We start from the raw sequence: 16,127 nt of genomic DNA on the forward strand, positions 1-16,127 counted from the left end.
TAAAGCAAATCGGCGTTATTGCGGCTTTACGTTAGAATGTTACCTATTGTTTATCGATAATTAAAAAGGAACATGAATGGCAATTCAGTGGTATCCCGGCCATATGCACAAAGCCAGTAAAGAAATAAAAGAGATTCTGCCTCAGGTGGATCTGATTATTGAAGTGCTGGATGCCCGAATTCCTTTCAGTAGCCAGAATCCTATGCTGGCAGAGATTCGCAAGGATAAACCTTGCATCAAATTATTAAATAAATTTGATCTCGCGGATGTTTCTCTCACTGAGCGCTGGCAGCAGTATTTTGAACAACAGAGTCATACCAAGACATTAACCATGGTGGCTCAGCAATATGACGGTATCGCTGATTTGCTTACACTATGTAGAAATATGGTGCCAGCAAAAGCAGAAGCGGGTAGACCAATCAATACGATGATAATGGGGATTCCCAATGTGGGAAAATCGACATTGATTAATAGCCTGGCCGGTAGGCAAATTGCTAAGACAGGAAATGAACCTGCTATCACCAAAATGCAGCAGCGGATTCGCCTGGAGCAAGGTGTCGTTTTGCATGATACCCCTGGCGTGTTATGGCCAAACCTGGAAAATCCTCATAGCGGCTATCGTCTGGCAGTCACAGGTGCAATCAAAGAAACAGCAATTGATAATGATGATATTGCTTTATATGCCGTTGAATATCTAATGAAAGCCTATCCGGCTCAACTCAAAGAACGATTTGGCTTGTCTGAACTTTCAGAGCATGCACTTGAAAACATGGAAACTATAGGCACAAAACGCGGGTGTTTACGAGCTGGTGGCCGAGTGGACTTAGATCGCACAGCGAAAATTATTCTGACAGAGCTGAGAGCCGGTATGTTGGGTAGGATAACGATGGAAACACCTGAGATGATTGAAGCTGAATGGCTGCAGGTTTTAGTGGCTCGGGAAGAAAAAGCAGCAAAAAAAGCAGCCAGAAAAAATAATAGAAAGAAGAGATAAGCGACGTCTGTTGAATCACATCGGCATCGCATACAAATAATAGGAGAACGACCTATGATACGTTTATTAACAAGCATACTGTCTTTATCTTTATTGGTGGCCTGTAGTCATATGTCACCCTCGATAAAACCACCGGCAGAGGGGGATTTATCACTTCAACAAGTCGCTATGGATATTCAAGCTAATAGCGGTAAACGTGTTCGTTGGGGAGGCAAAATTATTGCCGTCGAGAACACCGACCAACAATCAGAAATACTGGTTGTCCAATTTCCTCTTAATCGCGCTGGACGACCTGATGATAGCCTTAATAGCGATGGTCGGTTTTATGTGCGGAGTGCCAACTTCCTTGATCCGGAAGTCTACAAACCAGATAGTTTTATTACCGTTTTAGGGCAGGTCGTTGACGAGAAAAAAATGATCGTTGATCAAAAGCAACTCACTTTACCTGTGATTCAATTACTCAAAGATCAGCGTTGGCCTGCCAATAATCCCGTTTCAGGTCTGCCATATAATCCGAAACATGACTGGCCATTTGTCGGTTATGGCTACTATGGAACGGGATCCTACTCCCCATAAAAATGAGTGAAATCTATTTAATTAAATAAGAATGATTTGCATTTAGATTTAAATGTATCTATACTCATCTCCACATTGTCAGGACGAGGTGAGTTATGAAAACGGCACAATTTAATACACATGGAAGACACAGCATTCATCTGGCATTTGATGAGACGACACTTGAAACCCTAATCCGTGAAGGTAAGCTCCACGCAGCAGACTTCAATTGCCTGGATAGAAGCTCAAAGAAAACCGTTTGGAATATGTTGCTGTCTGCAGCAGCAAGGAAATTACAATCATGAATATGCCACTTAGTCGACCCGAGTGGCAGCGTGACTGTCTGTTAGTCGCCATCAAGGAACTGGTGGCTTACTATCAACTTAGTCCATCAGCATGCTTGGCATTACAAATAAGCCGTAACTACCGTTTGTTGATCACACAAGACGATGGTCTTTCTATCAAAACACTTTGGCAATCTTATGCGAAAAGTTGGTGGAATGTTTACTGTCGTCACCGGAACCTCAAGCAGCGCACAGCATTTTCCTTTTCTTAATTTTTTTACGGAGTCACCATGGCCAGTAGAGCATGTAAACCAGCGACCATTTTCGAATCAAAAACAGTTGATATCCAACATTGTCCTGATTGCAAAATGATTCATCTCACAATGGGGTCGATTACAGTCAGAATGAGTGAACATCATTTTTCTGAGTTTGCTAAAGACCTTAGCCGCGGCTTATTTGAATTCAACACAACGATCAATGAGCAACCAAGTTTGCGCGTGATGATGTAGCAATTTTGCAACAATAAGCAGAAATTTATTAAAAAAACAAGAAGAAATAATGATAATCATTATTAACTAGTGTATGTTTCCCCTCTGTAAAGTTTTGTAAAGATTTAACATTAGGGGAATATAAGTGAAATCAAGACTGACTGTGTTGGCAAGTGGTGTAGCGCTTGCGACTTCTATCGGCCTTTATTCATCATCGTCAATTGCTGAGGGTAAGGCTGCCGAGTTAGATACTGTAACGGTTATTGGTGACGATGAAGCTGCACGTAAATTACCAGGTTCAGCAGCTGTCGTTAGTCATGAGCAATTAAGGACCGAAGCAACAACAGATATTCATCAGGTGTTGAAAACTGTACCAGGCGTTTATATTCAAGAAGAAGATGGGTTTGGGCTTCGTCCTAATATTGGTATCCGTGCAGCCTCGCCAGAACGCAGTCAGAATATTACTTTGATGGAAGATGGTGTGCTGATTGCGCCGGCTCCATACTCAAATCCCGCAGCATATTATTTTCCTACCACATCAAGATTGCACTCTATTGAAGTGCTTAAAGGGGCGCCATTACTGCGTTACGGTCCTCAAACCGTGGGCGGTGTTGTCAATTTAGTATCCACTCCGATTCCTGAAACTAATCAAGGCAGTGCGATGTTTATGATGAACGATCGCGGCTCTGCTGATTTGCATCTCAATTATGGCGGTAAAACTGGTCCATGGGGCTACTCTATTGAAACAGCTCAGCGCCATTATCAAGGGTTTAAAGATATTGACCGTAATGATGATAACAGTGGCTTTCAACTTGAAGATTACGTCGCTAAACTCTCATGGGAAGGTGAACGTAATAAGTTCTTATTTAAAATTCAACGTTCGATGGAAAACTCTGATGAAACTTATGCCGGGTTGACTGATGTAGATTTCCATCGTGATGAAAACCGTCGCTATGGGCTGACTCATATCGATGAGATGGATAACCAACACACTGGTATTAACCTGACTCATGTGTTTGACTGGAGCGATAACCTTACCTCTACCGTCACAGCCTATCGTAATGAGTTCAAGCGTAACTGGTTTAAATTTGATGGTCGTAACCCGGAAACCGGTGACAATATTCTTGAAGATGCTAATAATGGCAACACTAACGCACAAGCAATTCTGGATGGGACTCGTGATGTCACTGGCTTACGTTACAAGAATAATGATCGCACCTATGATTCATACGGTGTGCAGGCTAACTTCAACTGGCTGGTAGGTGAGCATGATGTCAACTTTGGTGCCCGCCAGCATTATGATGAGACGGATCGTTTCCAACCAGTAGAAGTGTATGACCAGGTTAATGGTCAGCTTGTCTATCAGGGCACAAATGCAGTTGGCTCCAGTGACAACCGTCTTGAAGAAGCTCAAGCACTCAGTCTCTGGATTACAGATGACTATCAAGTCACAGACCGTCTGTTATTGAACTTGTCATTGCGAATGGAAGATGTTGAGACCAAAGCTCGTCGGTATGCTGGTGGTGCGGCTCGTTCATTAGTGACCGATAGAGTGGATAATGATTACCGTGAATATCTGGCTGGTATCTCCGGGACGTTTGATCTGACCGACAACTGGCAGGTTCTCGCAGGTTTTCACGAAGGGATGATTCCACTTAGTGCCGGTGAAAAAGATGGTACTGAGCCGGGTAAAAGTGACAACTATGAATTTGGTCTGCGCTTCAACCATGGCGTATTCTATGGTGAAGCCATTGCTTTCTATTCAGATTTCAGCAACCTGGTGGAGCAATGTTCAGTCGCCGTGCAATGTAGCAATGGTGCTGAGTCGGGTTCATACAGCGTTGGTGGTGCCAAAGTTAAAGGTCTTGAATTTCAAGCCGGGACTTTATTCACTGCGGGTGACTTCTTGATTCCTGTTGATCTGGCTTATACCTATACCGACGCCGAAACCACCTCCGGTGATGAATTTGCCAGTGGTCAGCAATTACAAAATATTCCTGAGAATATTTTCAGTATTCGGGTCGGTTTAGAGCACAATAATGGCTGGAATAACTATGCCGTCCTGAAGTATATCGATGAGACCTGTGTATCGATTGGTTGTAATAAATCTGACAGCCGACTAGATAAAAATGATGCATTGACTACAGTGGATCTGATTAGCCGTTATCAGTTTTCCAGGGGACCTGAAGTGTTTGTAAAAGTGGAAAACTTGTTTGATAGACAGGAAATCATTTCACGTAGCCCGTTTGGTGCTCGTCCGAATATCGAAAGAACGGTTTGGGCAGGATTAATAGTAGACTTCTAGTCTTTCACTTAAACCAAATAAAAAGGCAGTTTCGACTGCCTTTTTCATATCTGCTATCAGCGAAACTACAAATTTAAGTTCAATGCTGGCAAACTAAAAAATATTCTCAATTAAAGACTTCTCTCATGCACGGTAAAAGAAATATTGTCAGTGTCATCGTAATGACTATTTTGGCTATCATAATTTTGCTGAAAGTAATGAGTGGCTCACTTATCAATCATGCTGCACAACTCAAGCTCGACGAAATATACATTAATGAAGACTGGCTAATGTCTCATTACGGTATGGGGAAAATACAACCTGATGTCTCATTTCTCATTGATAACAAGATGTTTTCTCAGTTTGGTCATCAACTTTTTATTGATGCCAAACCATTAACGCATTTACAACGTCCTCTATTAGGTGGCATCAGCATGGAAGATATCATTGTTTTGACCACTGATGACGCATTGATTCTTCTGACTCGTGAAGGGGAGTTCATCGAAAAAATGGGCGCTGAAGCAGGCATTCCTGCCCCCATTCAAAATATCGGTCTTTATCATGGTGAGCCTGTTTTACAAACACGCCAAGCAATGTGGCGTAGTAACTTTATGCTGGATAAGTGGGAACCGATTTCATTACAAGGCGTCTCATGGAGTATGCCGCATCCTTTACCACAATCCGTGCATGATGCACTCAAACAATTTTTCTATGGTAAAGGCATCAGTGTTCAGCAACTTCTAATTGATATACATAACGGTCGTATCCTTGGCGATCTGGGTATTTGGTTAATAGATTTACTGGGACTCATGATTGTTTTCTTATCTCTGACAGGTTTATGGATGTGGGGTAGACGACAGGGGTAGTTTCTTGTCATGATGCCTTTAACAAAGGAGCCCAACATACGATGAGACAGGCAGATTTTCCCTATTTGCCAAAAGACTTTATTGAGACTGCTGAAGGTCTTATTTTTGCTGTGGTCAGCTATCACCCTCATCAACAAAAGATTGGCTGCTTTCTGCGGTATGTTCAGAATGGAGGTCAATGGCAAAAGATTGATACTGAACAAGCTAACCGTCTTTTGGATCGTCATTACCCACAGTACTTATTCAAATCCAAGCAGTTTGATGCAGAGTTTCATGCCGTCAAACCCGCTGATGTCACGGTTCATCATCAACCAGAACGCTGTTTAAAAACGCTTCTTGAACGTCCAGCTCACGATGAAATAGAAGAAAAATGTCACCGCCTGATCGAGATATTGTCGGGGTATGGAGTTGATACTAGCGCCTTAGGACTGACTGGATCTATGTTGATTGGCCAGCAAAAGAAAGGCTCAGATATTGATTTGGTCGTCTATGGACGTGACGCTTTTTATAAAACTCGTCTCGCAGTAAAGCAAGCCATTGCAGAGCAGCAATTGTCCTCACTAGATATTTCATTGATGAAAGATAATTTTCAGCGCCGGGGGGGATCGCTTAATTTCGATGAGTTTGCTTGGCATGAGGCACGTAAATATAACAAGGCAGCCATTGATGGAACCAAGTTTGATATTGGTATGGTCAGTTTGCCTGAAGAAGTAGTGGTCGATCACCATCACTATATGAAACAGGGTATTTCTACCCTCAAAGCGGTGGTGATTGATGATAAGCAAGCATTTGATTTTCCAGCCCGTTACCTTATAGATAATGAAATGACACCAGAGGTTATTTCGTTTACTCACACGTATGTTGGTCAAGCACAAAAAGGTGAAACGATTGAGGTTGCAGGAGCTGTAGAGTGTGATTCGGCATCAGGACAACGACGTTTAGTTGTCGGTTCAACCCGTGAAGCAGTTGGTGAATATATAAAGGTGTGCAAAGAATTATGAGTGAAGTAGATAATCCCGCAATAGCAGATATCGGTGTCGTTGGACTGGCCGTAATGGGTCAGAACCTTGTCCTGAACATGAATGATAAAGGATTCAAAGTCGCCGTATTCAATCGTACCACCAGCAAAGTGGACGAGTTTCTCAACGGGCCAGCCAAAGGTACTAATGTTCTTGGCTGTCATGATTTGAAAAGCTTTGTCAGTAGCTTGAAGCCACCGCGTCGGGTGATGCTTATGGTGAAAGCTGGCCCCGTTATTGATGCTTTTATTGAACAATTGGTGCCATACCTTGAAAAGGGAGACATCATCATTGATGGTGGTAACTCGCTCTTTAATGACAGTGATAGAAGAACGCAGGAGTTACGTCAGAAAGGGATTCTATTTATAGGCAGTGGGGTATCAGGAGGAGAGGAAGGAGCAAGGCATGGACCTTCTTTGATGCCGGGAGGAAATAATGCGGCATGGCCCGCCGTTAAGCCTATTTTCCAGAAAATATCAGCACAGGTGGATGGTGAACCCTGCTGTGATTGGGTAGGAAATGATGGGGCTGGTCACTATGTGAAAATGGTACATAACGGAATTGAGTACGGCGATATGCAACTCATCTGTGAAGCTTACCAGATGATGCGTGAAGGTCTCGGTATGAGTGGAGAGGAAATTCATCGCGTCTTTGCCGAATGGAATGAGGGCGTTCTGGACTCTTATTTGATCGAGATTACACGTGATATTTTGGCTAAGCGTGATGAGAATGGTGAGTTACTTCTCGATCATATTCTCGACACGGCCGGACAAAAAGGCACGGGAAAATGGACAGGGATGAATGCACTGGATCTGGGGATTCCTCTGACATTAATCGGTGAAGCTGTGTTTGCGCGTTGTTTGTCCTCTCTAAAAGACGAGCGTGTGACGGCGTCAAAAGTTTTACCTGCCATCACAGCACGTTTCGACGGTGACAAGGCGGAGATGGTTAACGCTATCCGTGATGCTTTATATGCATCAAAAATAATCTCTTATGCTCAAGGGTATATGCTGATGCGTGAAGCGGCTAAAACGTATGGTTGGCAGCTCAATTATGGCGGCATAGCGCTAATGTGGCGAGGTGGTTGTATTATTCGTAGCCAGTTTCTTGGCAAAATTCGTGATGCGTTTGATATCAATCCTGATCTACAGAATTTATTACTGGATGATTTCTTTATTGACGCTATCACCCATGCTCTGCCTGGATGGCGTAAAGCTGTGGCTACAGCGGTCAGCATAGGTGTTCCTGTCCCTACATTTAGCAGCGCCCTGTCATTTTATGATGGGTATCGTAGTGAACGCTTACCTGCCAATTTACTACAGGCACAGCGAGATTATTTCGGTGCTCATACATATGAACGAGTGGATAAGCCGCGTGGCGAATTTTTCCATACTAACTGGACAGGACATGGTGGCGATGTTTCAGCATCTAACTATGATGTATAAGCAACGACAGCCATAAATAAAAAAAGCGGTCAAATGACCGCTTTTTTTATAGGCCCTGATTGAGTTTGCTATGTCTTGTTAAGGTCAATAATTGATTAGGCTCACCCACAATAAATATATTGCCATCATTATCAACGGTCACTCCTTCAGGTTGTTTCATAATGGGCCATAGATTAAAGATCCCTTTTTTTAGACTATGTTTTGAGAGTGTATTGCCACTTAAGTTAATTAGATTCAACTCATGCGAAGCTTCACTGAGTACTAACAGGTATGGTGATTGTTCGATATAAAATAAACTGATACCAGCGAAGTCCTTTACCAGCTCAGGTAAAGTTTGATTTAACTTCTCTACATCCACTTGGGTAATGTCTCTGTCTGATTCATCTGTCATATGATTCAGAATCATAGGGGGCTCTTCCTGTAAGATAAAAAATCCATAATGGGGGGACCAGGCTAATCCCTCCATAGCATGGTTATCTAATCTTGCCCAATTCATATGTAAGTGTTTACTGTCTGAGTAATTTACTCTTTCTGTTTTTTCATCAATAGTGAAGAAAACCAGCTTTTGTCTTCTCTCCTCGGTGACTACAAACTGGTTCTGACCAAGGTAGGCGACACTCTCTGTATCGATAAACCCATCCAGATCAATTCGACGGACAATATCGCCTTGTTTTGTGAGTTCGATGAGTTGTTCAGGGTTATTGAGAACAGCAAATAAATGATCTGTTTCTGGTTGGTAGCTTAAACCAGACAGATTATCTTCAATGCCATCAATAGTGATCGGTTTACCAACTGAATAATGGGCGTTGAGATCCCAAGGATTAGTCTCTTTGATTTGGGCTTCGGTGTTTGTGTAACTCAGCAATAATATGAGACTGAAACAGGCTAATGTTAACGTTAACCAGTGACCGGAAATGCGTTTCAGCTGTTGCATGATTACCTCATTTATTGATGACATTAAGTTGAGCTTAGTCATGCAATCTTAATCAAAGCTGAAAATAGGTCGGCTTATATGTAAAACATGAATGGGTAGAGCAGGGTAGTCAAAAAAAAGCGGAACTGTTGCCAGTTCCGCCAAACAAGCTGTTCATCGCGTTATTTATGATCAGCTTTCAACTTTATCCTGCATTAATTGTTTACAGTAATGAATGATGATGATCGATGCTCCTATTAATAGAATAGAAGAAGCGATTCCCAGAATCCGCCATGTATCAATATTTTTCATATCAAGAATCAGATAACGGGCTAAAGCAACAATCGCTATATACAACGGTATCTTGATAGGAAGTTCACCCGACTCGTAATAAACCGCTACCATCGTCAGAACCTCTAGGTATATGAACATAAGTAGCAGATCAGTGAGTGATACATAGCTGTTGGTAATCATGATGTTGACTTCGATACCAATGGCTACCATGGTGGCAATCGCAACAAGAATCAAACCAACATCTTGTGCAAACAGCAGTGATCGACTTACAGAATTCTTTATTCGGTGTTGCATCGTTTTTTCTCCATTAAAAAAACACACCACACAAGAATGACTGTTTTTTAAACATGCTTTTGTAAGTTGTTTAAGAAGCAGAGATCCAAATTTGTGTGGATGGTCATATTAACAGCCATGAAAAAAAATGTTTTGTTTTTGTGTCCAAAAAATGGCAATAAGCAGGACTACGAGACAAGTTCTCAAGACATTTTGAGATAGAAAGAAGGTAAGATTCACGCATCATAAAGTCGTTATGATGCGTGATGATAGTGGTTTAACGGCGACGACGGCCATTTGGAACTAAGAGTAACAGTGTGCCCAAACCAATACTGATGGCACCGAGCCATTCAGGTACATGGTAAATTTCTTTTTCATCAACTTGCAGCTCAATGATACCGAGATCCGCTTCATGGGTTTTCTTGGTAAATGGAATGTCATCGATCACTAAGCCCGCTGTACCTGCAGCAATAAATAAAATACCGAGTAATTTAAGCAGCATTATTTATTCCTGTTTATTTGTTATGGCCTGGCGCATTTTCACTATTGCCCGGCCCATTGGGATCATGGCCTGGTGGCATTGTTTTATGTGGGTGGTAGTGATGGCAGGCACTCAGTAATAGGAGTGCGCACAAGCTTAGCAACTTTAATACATGAATAAACATAGGTTTCTCCATAGTAAACATATGCGCATACTATCATTACTGCTCATCAAAGGCTTGTGAAAAGGGACTTGATGGCGGATCAATGGCTCACGGCATCGATATATTGATGTGAAGCTGTTTCAGGTGACTGATGATATCGATCGGATTCTATTAAGTATCGGGTTGCGCAGCCAGTCAGGGAAAAAAATACACCAGTAAAAATGATGCAGTTGAGTGTTTTTGAAAAACGAACAAACATATCAGTCAATCCAATCAATCATTGATGATTAGATGCTATATCAATTTAATTGAATTGACTGATTATTTTTAATAATCAAAGCATAAAGTTGAGAAAAAGGCGTTCTAACTCAACAAATCTTTTTGTTTTAGTTCTGTTGATACTTGAATATATTGGTCAAAATTCTGAATATAATCATCCATATTCATTTCTAACATTTGTCGATATTCTTTTACAAAAAATTCGATGGTTTCATCTCTTGCATCAGCCATATCCTGACTTTTAGTCCAGCCTGATGCGCTGAACCAGGCGGTGTATCGGGCCAGAGAATACATAAATGAAACACTAACTTCGCCGGCTGCTACTCCTTTTTCCATCTGTTCATTAGCCAGTGCGATAAATGCATCCGCACGGTTAAAAAAGGCATTATCTCTCTCACTCATAAGGTTTCGCTTTTATTTTTTATGGTTTGGCGGTATCACCAAGACTAGAAAACTAAGCATAAGCAATGAGTGAAAACTTGGCTAAGGAATCATCCCTGTATATTGATATGAAAGAAGCTTTTTATTGTGCTTCTTTCATCAGATAGGCCGGTAACATGGCTAGAAAACTCATCAAAGCAAAAATCAATAGAACGGTTTGTTCACCATACCAATGCGAAATGAAGCTAAATAATCCCCCTAGCAATAAAAACAGTCCAATGATGGTATTTGAGAGAGCCGTGTATATAGCCCGTTTATCCTGATCCGCGATATCGACTAAGTGAATTGAGCGTCCCATTCGAACACCTTCATAAGCGATCATCAGCGCGAATAATAAAAAGGGCAATATCCAGTTTGTCTCTAGTAGATGATAGTTGGCCGCAATCACCGTGAAAACAAGAGCAGTACCCGCACTAAAGCCTGAAAAGAACAAGACTTTCCGGCTGGAAATATCGGCGAGACGACCCCAGACATAACCGCTGATCAAACAGGCTAATGATGAGGCAAACAATAAGCTGCCTAAACCACCGATAGAGTTATCCATTTGCTCTGCATTCAATGCCAGCATGAACGGTGGTGCAAGTGCCGTGGCTATCAGTAATGCACGAGTCAGGATAAATAGTCCCAACTCACGATCAGTGTATAAATATGAAAGGTTCTTTCTGGCAACGATAAAAAGATTCTTACCCCCTTCTGTCGCGCCTTTTCGTTCTTCTAATGTTGAAAATAATGCACAGGCGAGAATCCAGAAGCCTGCAGCAAAGAACAGCCCTATGGTTACCAGCGTTAATTTATCAACGACTTCAAGAGAAATAAGCAGCGCATAGGCAATCACTAATCCGGCTGATAAAGAGGATGCTGCGCCAGTCGCTGTGCCTCGCTTGGCCTTACTGACTGTTTTGCCCAGAACATCTTTATAGGATACAGAACACAAGCTTCTTGAAAGTGCCAGCACGCCTAATAGTGAAACTATAACAAAACCTAGCATCGTACCGTCTAGCGTCATCACTGCTATGCCCATGCCTGCCGCGCTCAGACCTTGAATCAAACTCCCCAATACCCAAACATATTTACGTAGAGCCAGAGAACGTACGGTATCAGCAATAAATAATTGTGGTAGAAGCGATCCGGCTTCTCGAATGGGCACGAGTAAACCGATGAAATAAGCCGGTGTCCCTAGTGTAGTAAGAATCCAGCTTAAGATGAGTTTAGGATTTACAAAGGCATCAGCCGACTTTGTTAGTGATAAAGAGAGAACATGGGTTGAAAAGTTTCGTGGTTGTTCGTCACAGGCTTGTTCCGGTATGTCTTTACACGCTCTGCCATCATCTTCTGCAGTTAGGGTATTCCACGCTAGTTCAGCCGCGCTTTCAGTAAAATCATTTTGTTGCTTTGGCACAATGCAAAATACCCTTAATGTTCAGCTATATCCTAATCTTCATCCACATCGTCTGTATCAATTTGCCCAGAGATACGGCGACGGATGTGCGACCATGACATACCGACGGCTAACACCGCTGAGATAAGGAATAGGGCGATGTAGCTGAGAATAGAGAAGTCATCAATGCCCAGTAAGCCAAGATCAACCAGCCACCAGATAATAATTGCAAAGAACGCCAGTGCGAGTAATAAGCCAAATCCACCTAGCGAACGAAACGTCGCTCTCAGATAAATCGTCCAGCCGATCATTAATAACACCGTTGTCATCGCAAATGGTGGTGTTTTAAACGTTCCCTGGCCAAAAAACGCATCCTGAGCCCAGTGATAATAGCTATAACCACTCGGGTTGTAACTGACAAAGACCAGAAGTAAAGCAAACAAAAAACGTACAAAAAAACTCTGGGAGTTGAAGCGCTGGGCCATGTGGTGTCCTTCTTATTTATCGTATGCAGACTGGGAATACATCATAGCGTTTGTTTTATGTTTAGCAATGCTCTCCACTAGATAGTAGACAAGTGAAGCATTAATTAACGAATCTCAAAATCAGTGAATGTTTGGTCTGGTGATTGCTCACTGATGTCAAGTGAAGTGACTTCAGCAAACCGTGGGCCTTGACCAGCCCACTTGAGCATGCTTTCCAGTTGCTCGGTTTCACCTTGAATGAGTAGTTCAACTCGACCATCAGTCAGATTTCTGATCCATCCTGTTACGCCGAGTTGATGAGCTTGTTGCTGGGCCGAGTAGCGGTAACTGACGCCTTGAACTCGACCACTGATTAGACAATGTTTTTGTTTTATTCCCATTCAATCGTGGCGGGTGGTTTGCCTGAGATATCGTAAACAACCCGAGAAATACCGGCTGTTTCATTAATGATACGACGTGAAACAAGATCCAGAAAATCATAAGGCAGATTGGCCCAGCGGGCTGTCATGAAATCAATCGTTTCTACAGCGCGTAGTGATACGACATAGTCGTAACGGCGACCATCACCCATCACACCGACTGATTTCACAGGAAGGAATACAGCAAATGCCTGGCTGGTCTTATCGTACAGGTCGTGTTTACGTAATTCTTCGATAAAGATGTTATCGGCTTTACGCAATAAGTCAGCAAATTCTTTTTTCACTTCGCCAAGAATACGCACACCTAAGCCAGGGCCTGGGAATGGATGACGATAAACCATATCAGATGGCAGGCCGAGTTCTACACCTAACTTGCGCACTTCATCCTTGAATAATTCACGTAGCGGCTCAACCAGTTGCAGTTTCATATGCTCTGGCAAGCCACCGACATTATGGTGAGTCTTAATAACGTGAGCTTTACCGGTTTTGGCTGCTGCAGACTCAATGACATCTGGATAGATAGTGCCTTGAGCCAGCCATTTCACATTTTTTAATTTGGCGGATTCTTCATCAAAGACTTCAACAAAGACACGGCCGATGATTTTACGTTTTTTCTCAGGATCGGCTTCACCCGCTAACTCATTCAGGAAACGATCTTCGGCATCGACACGAATCACTCGAATACCCATGTGTTTAGCAAACATCGCCATAACCTGATCACCTTCGTTTTCACGAAGCAGACCATTATCAACGAAGACACAGGTTAACTGGTCACCAATGGCTTTATGCAGAAGAGCAGCCACAACGGATGAGTCGACGCCACCTGATAATCCAAGCAATACTTCGTCATCACCGACCTGTTCACGGATAGCTTTGATGCTGTCTTCGATGATATTGGCTGAAGTCCACAAACACTCGCAGCCACAGATATCTACAAGAAAACGCTCAATCATGCGCTGGCCTTGTGTGGTATGCGTGACTTCGGGATGGAATTGAACACCATAAAAGTGGCGCTCTTCATCGGCCATGCCAGCAATAGGGGCGCTGTCGGTGCTGGCGATAATTTTAAAACCTTCAGGCAATTCAGCGACGCGATCACCATGGCTCATCCATACATCGAGCATGCCCCAGCCTTCAGCGGTAGTGTGATCTTCAATATCGCGAAGTAATTCAGAATGACCTCGAGCACGAATCTGAGCATAACCGAATTCACGATGATTGGATGATTCTACCGCCCCACCAAGTTGGGCAGCCATGGTTTGCATGCCATAACAAATGCCTAAGACGGGTAAACCCATCTCAAATACCGCTTGTGGTGCGCTAGGTGCCGCTTCTCCAATCGTTGAGTCTGGTCCACCCGATAAAATAATACCTTTGGGATTAAACTCACGGATTTCGGCTTCAGTTATTTCCGGATTGCGCAGTTCGCAATACACGCCGGCTTCACGAATACGTCGTGCGATAAGCTGTGTGTACTGAGAGCCAAAATCAAGAATAAGGATGCGGTGGTCGTGGATGTTGCTGCTCATTGAGGTATCTTCAACTCTGTTAAATAACAACTGCCCCAGAGAGGGGCAGTTGTGAAAGGATTAGTTAACGCGGTAGTTCGGCGCTTCTTTGATGATGGTGACATCATGTACATGACTCTCACTCATCCCGGCAGAAGTGACTTTTACGAATTGCGGTTTGGTGCGCATATCTTCAATAGTCGCTGAGCCGGTGTAACCCATACTTGCACGGATACCACCAATAAGCTGATGAATCACGGCGCTCAAGCTGCCTTTGAACGGTACACGGCCTTCAATACCTTCTGGAACAAGTTTGTCAGCTTCGCTGGACTCTTGGAAGTAACGGTCACTTGAACCTTGTTTTTGCTGCATGGCACCCATTGAACCCATACCACGGTATGATTTGTACGAACGGCCTTGATAAAGTTCGACTTCACCCGGCGCTTCTTCCGTACCGGCAAACATGCCGCCAATCATGATGGTGTGTGCACCAGCAACTAAAGCTTTAGCAATATCACCAGAGAAGCGAATACCACCGTCAGCAATAACGGGAATACCCGTACCTTCTAAGGCTTTTGCGACGTTACTGATGGCGCTGATTTGAGGAACACCGACACCGGCAACAATACGCGTGGTACAAATTGAACCAGGACCAATACCGACTTTAACTGCATCTGCTCCCGCTTCTACTAAGGCTAGAGCGGCTTCAGCTGTAGCGATGTTTCCGCCGATGACTTGTACTTGTGGGAAATTTTGTTTGACCCACTTAACTTGATCTAAAACACCCTGAGAATGGCCATGTGCTGTATCCACAACAATGACATCCACACCTGCAGCAGCTAAGGCTTCAATACGGGCATTACTTTCAGCACCGATACCCACTGCAGCACCCACACGTAAGCGTTCTTGATCGTCTTTAGAAGCCAGTGGGTTATCTGTTTGTTTTTGAATATCCTTTACGGTAATCATGCCCGTAAGATGAAAGTTGTCGTCGATGACGAGCACTTTTTCAATGCGGTTACTGTGTAAAAGTGCCAGGACTTCGTCACGTGATGCGTCTTCTTTGACGGTAACCAGTTTGTCTTTTTTCGTCATAATTTCTGAAACAGGATTGCTGTAATGTGTTTCAAAACGCAGATCACGACTTGTGACGATACCGACCAGATCGTCCCCATCTACCACAGGTACACCAGAGATGTTGTGTGAACGGGTCAGCTCGACCACTTCACCAATGGTGGTATTCGGTGAAACAGTGATGGGGTCACGTACAACACCGCTTTCAAATTTCTTGACCTTACGAACTTCATTGGCTTGTTGTTCGATAGTCATGTTTTTATGCAGAATACCTAAGCCACCTTCCTGAGCCATCGCAATGGCGAGGCGACTTTCGGTGACGGTATCCATCGCTGACGAAAGCAGTGGGATATTGATGGTGATGTCACGTGTTAACTTGGTGGTTAAATCGACATCACGAGGGAGAACGTTTGAGTACGCAGGTAGGAGTAATACGTCATCAAACGTCAGGGCTTCTTGAGCAATTCTCATCGGGCACGTTCCT

General features: G+C 43.2%; 18 protein-coding genes. 9 read left to right on the forward strand and 9 right to left on the reverse strand.

What is annotated here, in order from left to right:
• The first annotated feature begins 76 nt into the window (after nt 1–76).
• From ylqF to gnd, 9 genes are all read left to right on the forward strand, one after another.
• The gene (gene ylqF / locus B3V56_RS02565; RefSeq protein WP_289282015.1) at nt 77–994 is read left to right on the forward strand and encodes a ribosome biogenesis GTPase YlqF; all 918 of its coding nucleotides are present in this window, start codon (nt 77–79) and stop codon (nt 992–994) included.
• 54 nt (nt 995–1,048) lie between these two features.
• Entirely contained in the window at nt 1,049–1,570 is a 522-nt protein-coding gene (locus tag B3V56_RS02570; RefSeq protein ID WP_289282014.1) for a Slp family lipoprotein, read from the forward strand.
• Between the two features lie 95 nt (nt 1,571–1,665).
• On the forward strand, nt 1,666–1,854 hold the full coding sequence (locus B3V56_RS02575; RefSeq protein ID WP_286303708.1) for a hypothetical protein: 189 nt from the start codon (nt 1,666–1,668) through the stop codon (nt 1,852–1,854).
• Nucleotides 1,851–2,105, forward strand: coding sequence for a hypothetical protein (locus B3V56_RS02580; RefSeq protein WP_289282013.1), 255 nt, complete (start codon nt 1,851–1,853; stop codon nt 2,103–2,105). Before B3V56_RS02575 ends, B3V56_RS02580 begins: the two co-directional genes overlap by 4 nt.
• A gap of 18 nt (nt 2,106–2,123) precedes the next feature.
• Nucleotides 2,124–2,342 carry a hypothetical protein gene (locus tag B3V56_RS02585; RefSeq protein WP_286303710.1) on the forward strand — a complete coding sequence of 73 codons (219 nt, stop codon included), beginning with the start codon at nt 2,124–2,126 and terminating at the stop codon, nt 2,340–2,342.
• Nucleotides 2,343–2,466: 124 nt separating this feature from the next.
• Nucleotides 2,467–4,626, forward strand: coding sequence for a TonB-dependent receptor family protein (locus B3V56_RS02590; protein ID WP_289283935.1), 2,160 nt, complete (start codon nt 2,467–2,469; stop codon nt 4,624–4,626).
• Nucleotides 4,627–4,751: 125 nt separating this feature from the next.
• A complete protein-coding gene (locus tag B3V56_RS02595) occupies nt 4,752–5,471 on the forward strand; it encodes a PepSY domain-containing protein (RefSeq protein WP_289282010.1) in 720 nt (239 codons plus the stop codon).
• Nucleotides 5,472–5,512: 41 nt separating this feature from the next.
• On the forward strand, nt 5,513–6,472 hold the full coding sequence (locus B3V56_RS02600; RefSeq protein WP_289283936.1) for a nucleotidyltransferase domain-containing protein: 960 nt from the start codon (nt 5,513–5,515) through the stop codon (nt 6,470–6,472).
• Nucleotides 6,469–7,935, forward strand: a complete 1,467-nt coding sequence (gene gnd, locus B3V56_RS02605; protein WP_286303715.1) for a decarboxylating NADP(+)-dependent phosphogluconate dehydrogenase — start codon at nt 6,469–6,471, stop codon at nt 7,933–7,935. Before B3V56_RS02600 ends, gnd begins: the two co-directional genes overlap by 4 nt.
• Before the next feature lie 46 nt (nt 7,936–7,981).
• Here the strand turns inward: gnd and B3V56_RS02610 are convergent, their stop codons facing one another.
• The 9 genes from B3V56_RS02610 to guaB form a co-directional block, all read right to left on the reverse strand.
• Complete coding sequence (locus tag B3V56_RS02610) at nt 7,982–8,869, reverse strand: SdiA-regulated domain-containing protein (RefSeq protein WP_289282009.1); 888 nt, start codon at nt 8,867–8,869, stop codon at nt 7,982–7,984.
• Between the two features lie 171 nt (nt 8,870–9,040).
• Nucleotides 9,041–9,436 carry a phosphate-starvation-inducible protein PsiE gene (locus B3V56_RS02615; RefSeq protein WP_289282008.1) on the reverse strand — a complete coding sequence of 132 codons (396 nt, stop codon included), beginning with the start codon at nt 9,434–9,436 and terminating at the stop codon, nt 9,041–9,043.
• A 256-nt stretch (nt 9,437–9,692) separates the two neighbouring features.
• Nucleotides 9,693–9,917: a hypothetical protein gene (locus B3V56_RS02620; protein ID WP_289282007.1), complete on the reverse strand. Its 225-nt coding sequence runs from the start codon at nt 9,915–9,917 to the stop codon at nt 9,693–9,695.
• Nucleotides 9,918–10,422: 505 nt separating this feature from the next.
• On the reverse strand, nt 10,423–10,740 hold the full coding sequence (locus tag B3V56_RS02625) for a DUF3144 domain-containing protein (RefSeq protein ID WP_289282006.1): 318 nt from the start codon (nt 10,738–10,740) through the stop codon (nt 10,423–10,425).
• A 121-nt stretch (nt 10,741–10,861) separates the two neighbouring features.
• The gene (locus B3V56_RS02630; RefSeq protein WP_289283937.1) at nt 10,862–12,178 is read right to left on the reverse strand and encodes an MFS transporter; all 1,317 of its coding nucleotides are present in this window, start codon (nt 12,176–12,178) and stop codon (nt 10,862–10,864) included.
• Nucleotides 12,179–12,210: 32 nt separating this feature from the next.
• Nucleotides 12,211–12,642, reverse strand: a complete 432-nt coding sequence (locus B3V56_RS02635; RefSeq protein ID WP_286303721.1) for a DUF6524 family protein — start codon at nt 12,640–12,642, stop codon at nt 12,211–12,213.
• A gap of 104 nt (nt 12,643–12,746) precedes the next feature.
• Nucleotides 12,747–13,022 carry an acylphosphatase gene (locus B3V56_RS02640; protein WP_289283938.1) on the reverse strand — a complete coding sequence of 92 codons (276 nt, stop codon included), beginning with the start codon at nt 13,020–13,022 and terminating at the stop codon, nt 12,747–12,749.
• Nucleotides 13,013–14,590, reverse strand: coding sequence for a glutamine-hydrolyzing GMP synthase (gene guaA / locus B3V56_RS02645; RefSeq protein ID WP_286303723.1), 1,578 nt, complete (start codon nt 14,588–14,590; stop codon nt 13,013–13,015). The genes B3V56_RS02640 and guaA overlap by 10 nt, the downstream gene beginning before the upstream one ends.
• Before the next feature lie 60 nt (nt 14,591–14,650).
• Complete coding sequence (gene guaB, locus B3V56_RS02650; RefSeq protein WP_286303724.1) at nt 14,651–16,114, reverse strand: IMP dehydrogenase; 1,464 nt, start codon at nt 16,112–16,114, stop codon at nt 14,651–14,653.
• Between the last annotated feature and the right edge of the window lie 13 nt (nt 16,115–16,127).

This window comes from Methylophaga sp. UBA2513, assembly GCF_002341285.1.
In the GTDB taxonomy this organism is placed as follows: domain Bacteria; phylum Pseudomonadota; class Gammaproteobacteria; order Nitrosococcales; family Methylophagaceae; genus Methylophaga; species Methylophaga marina.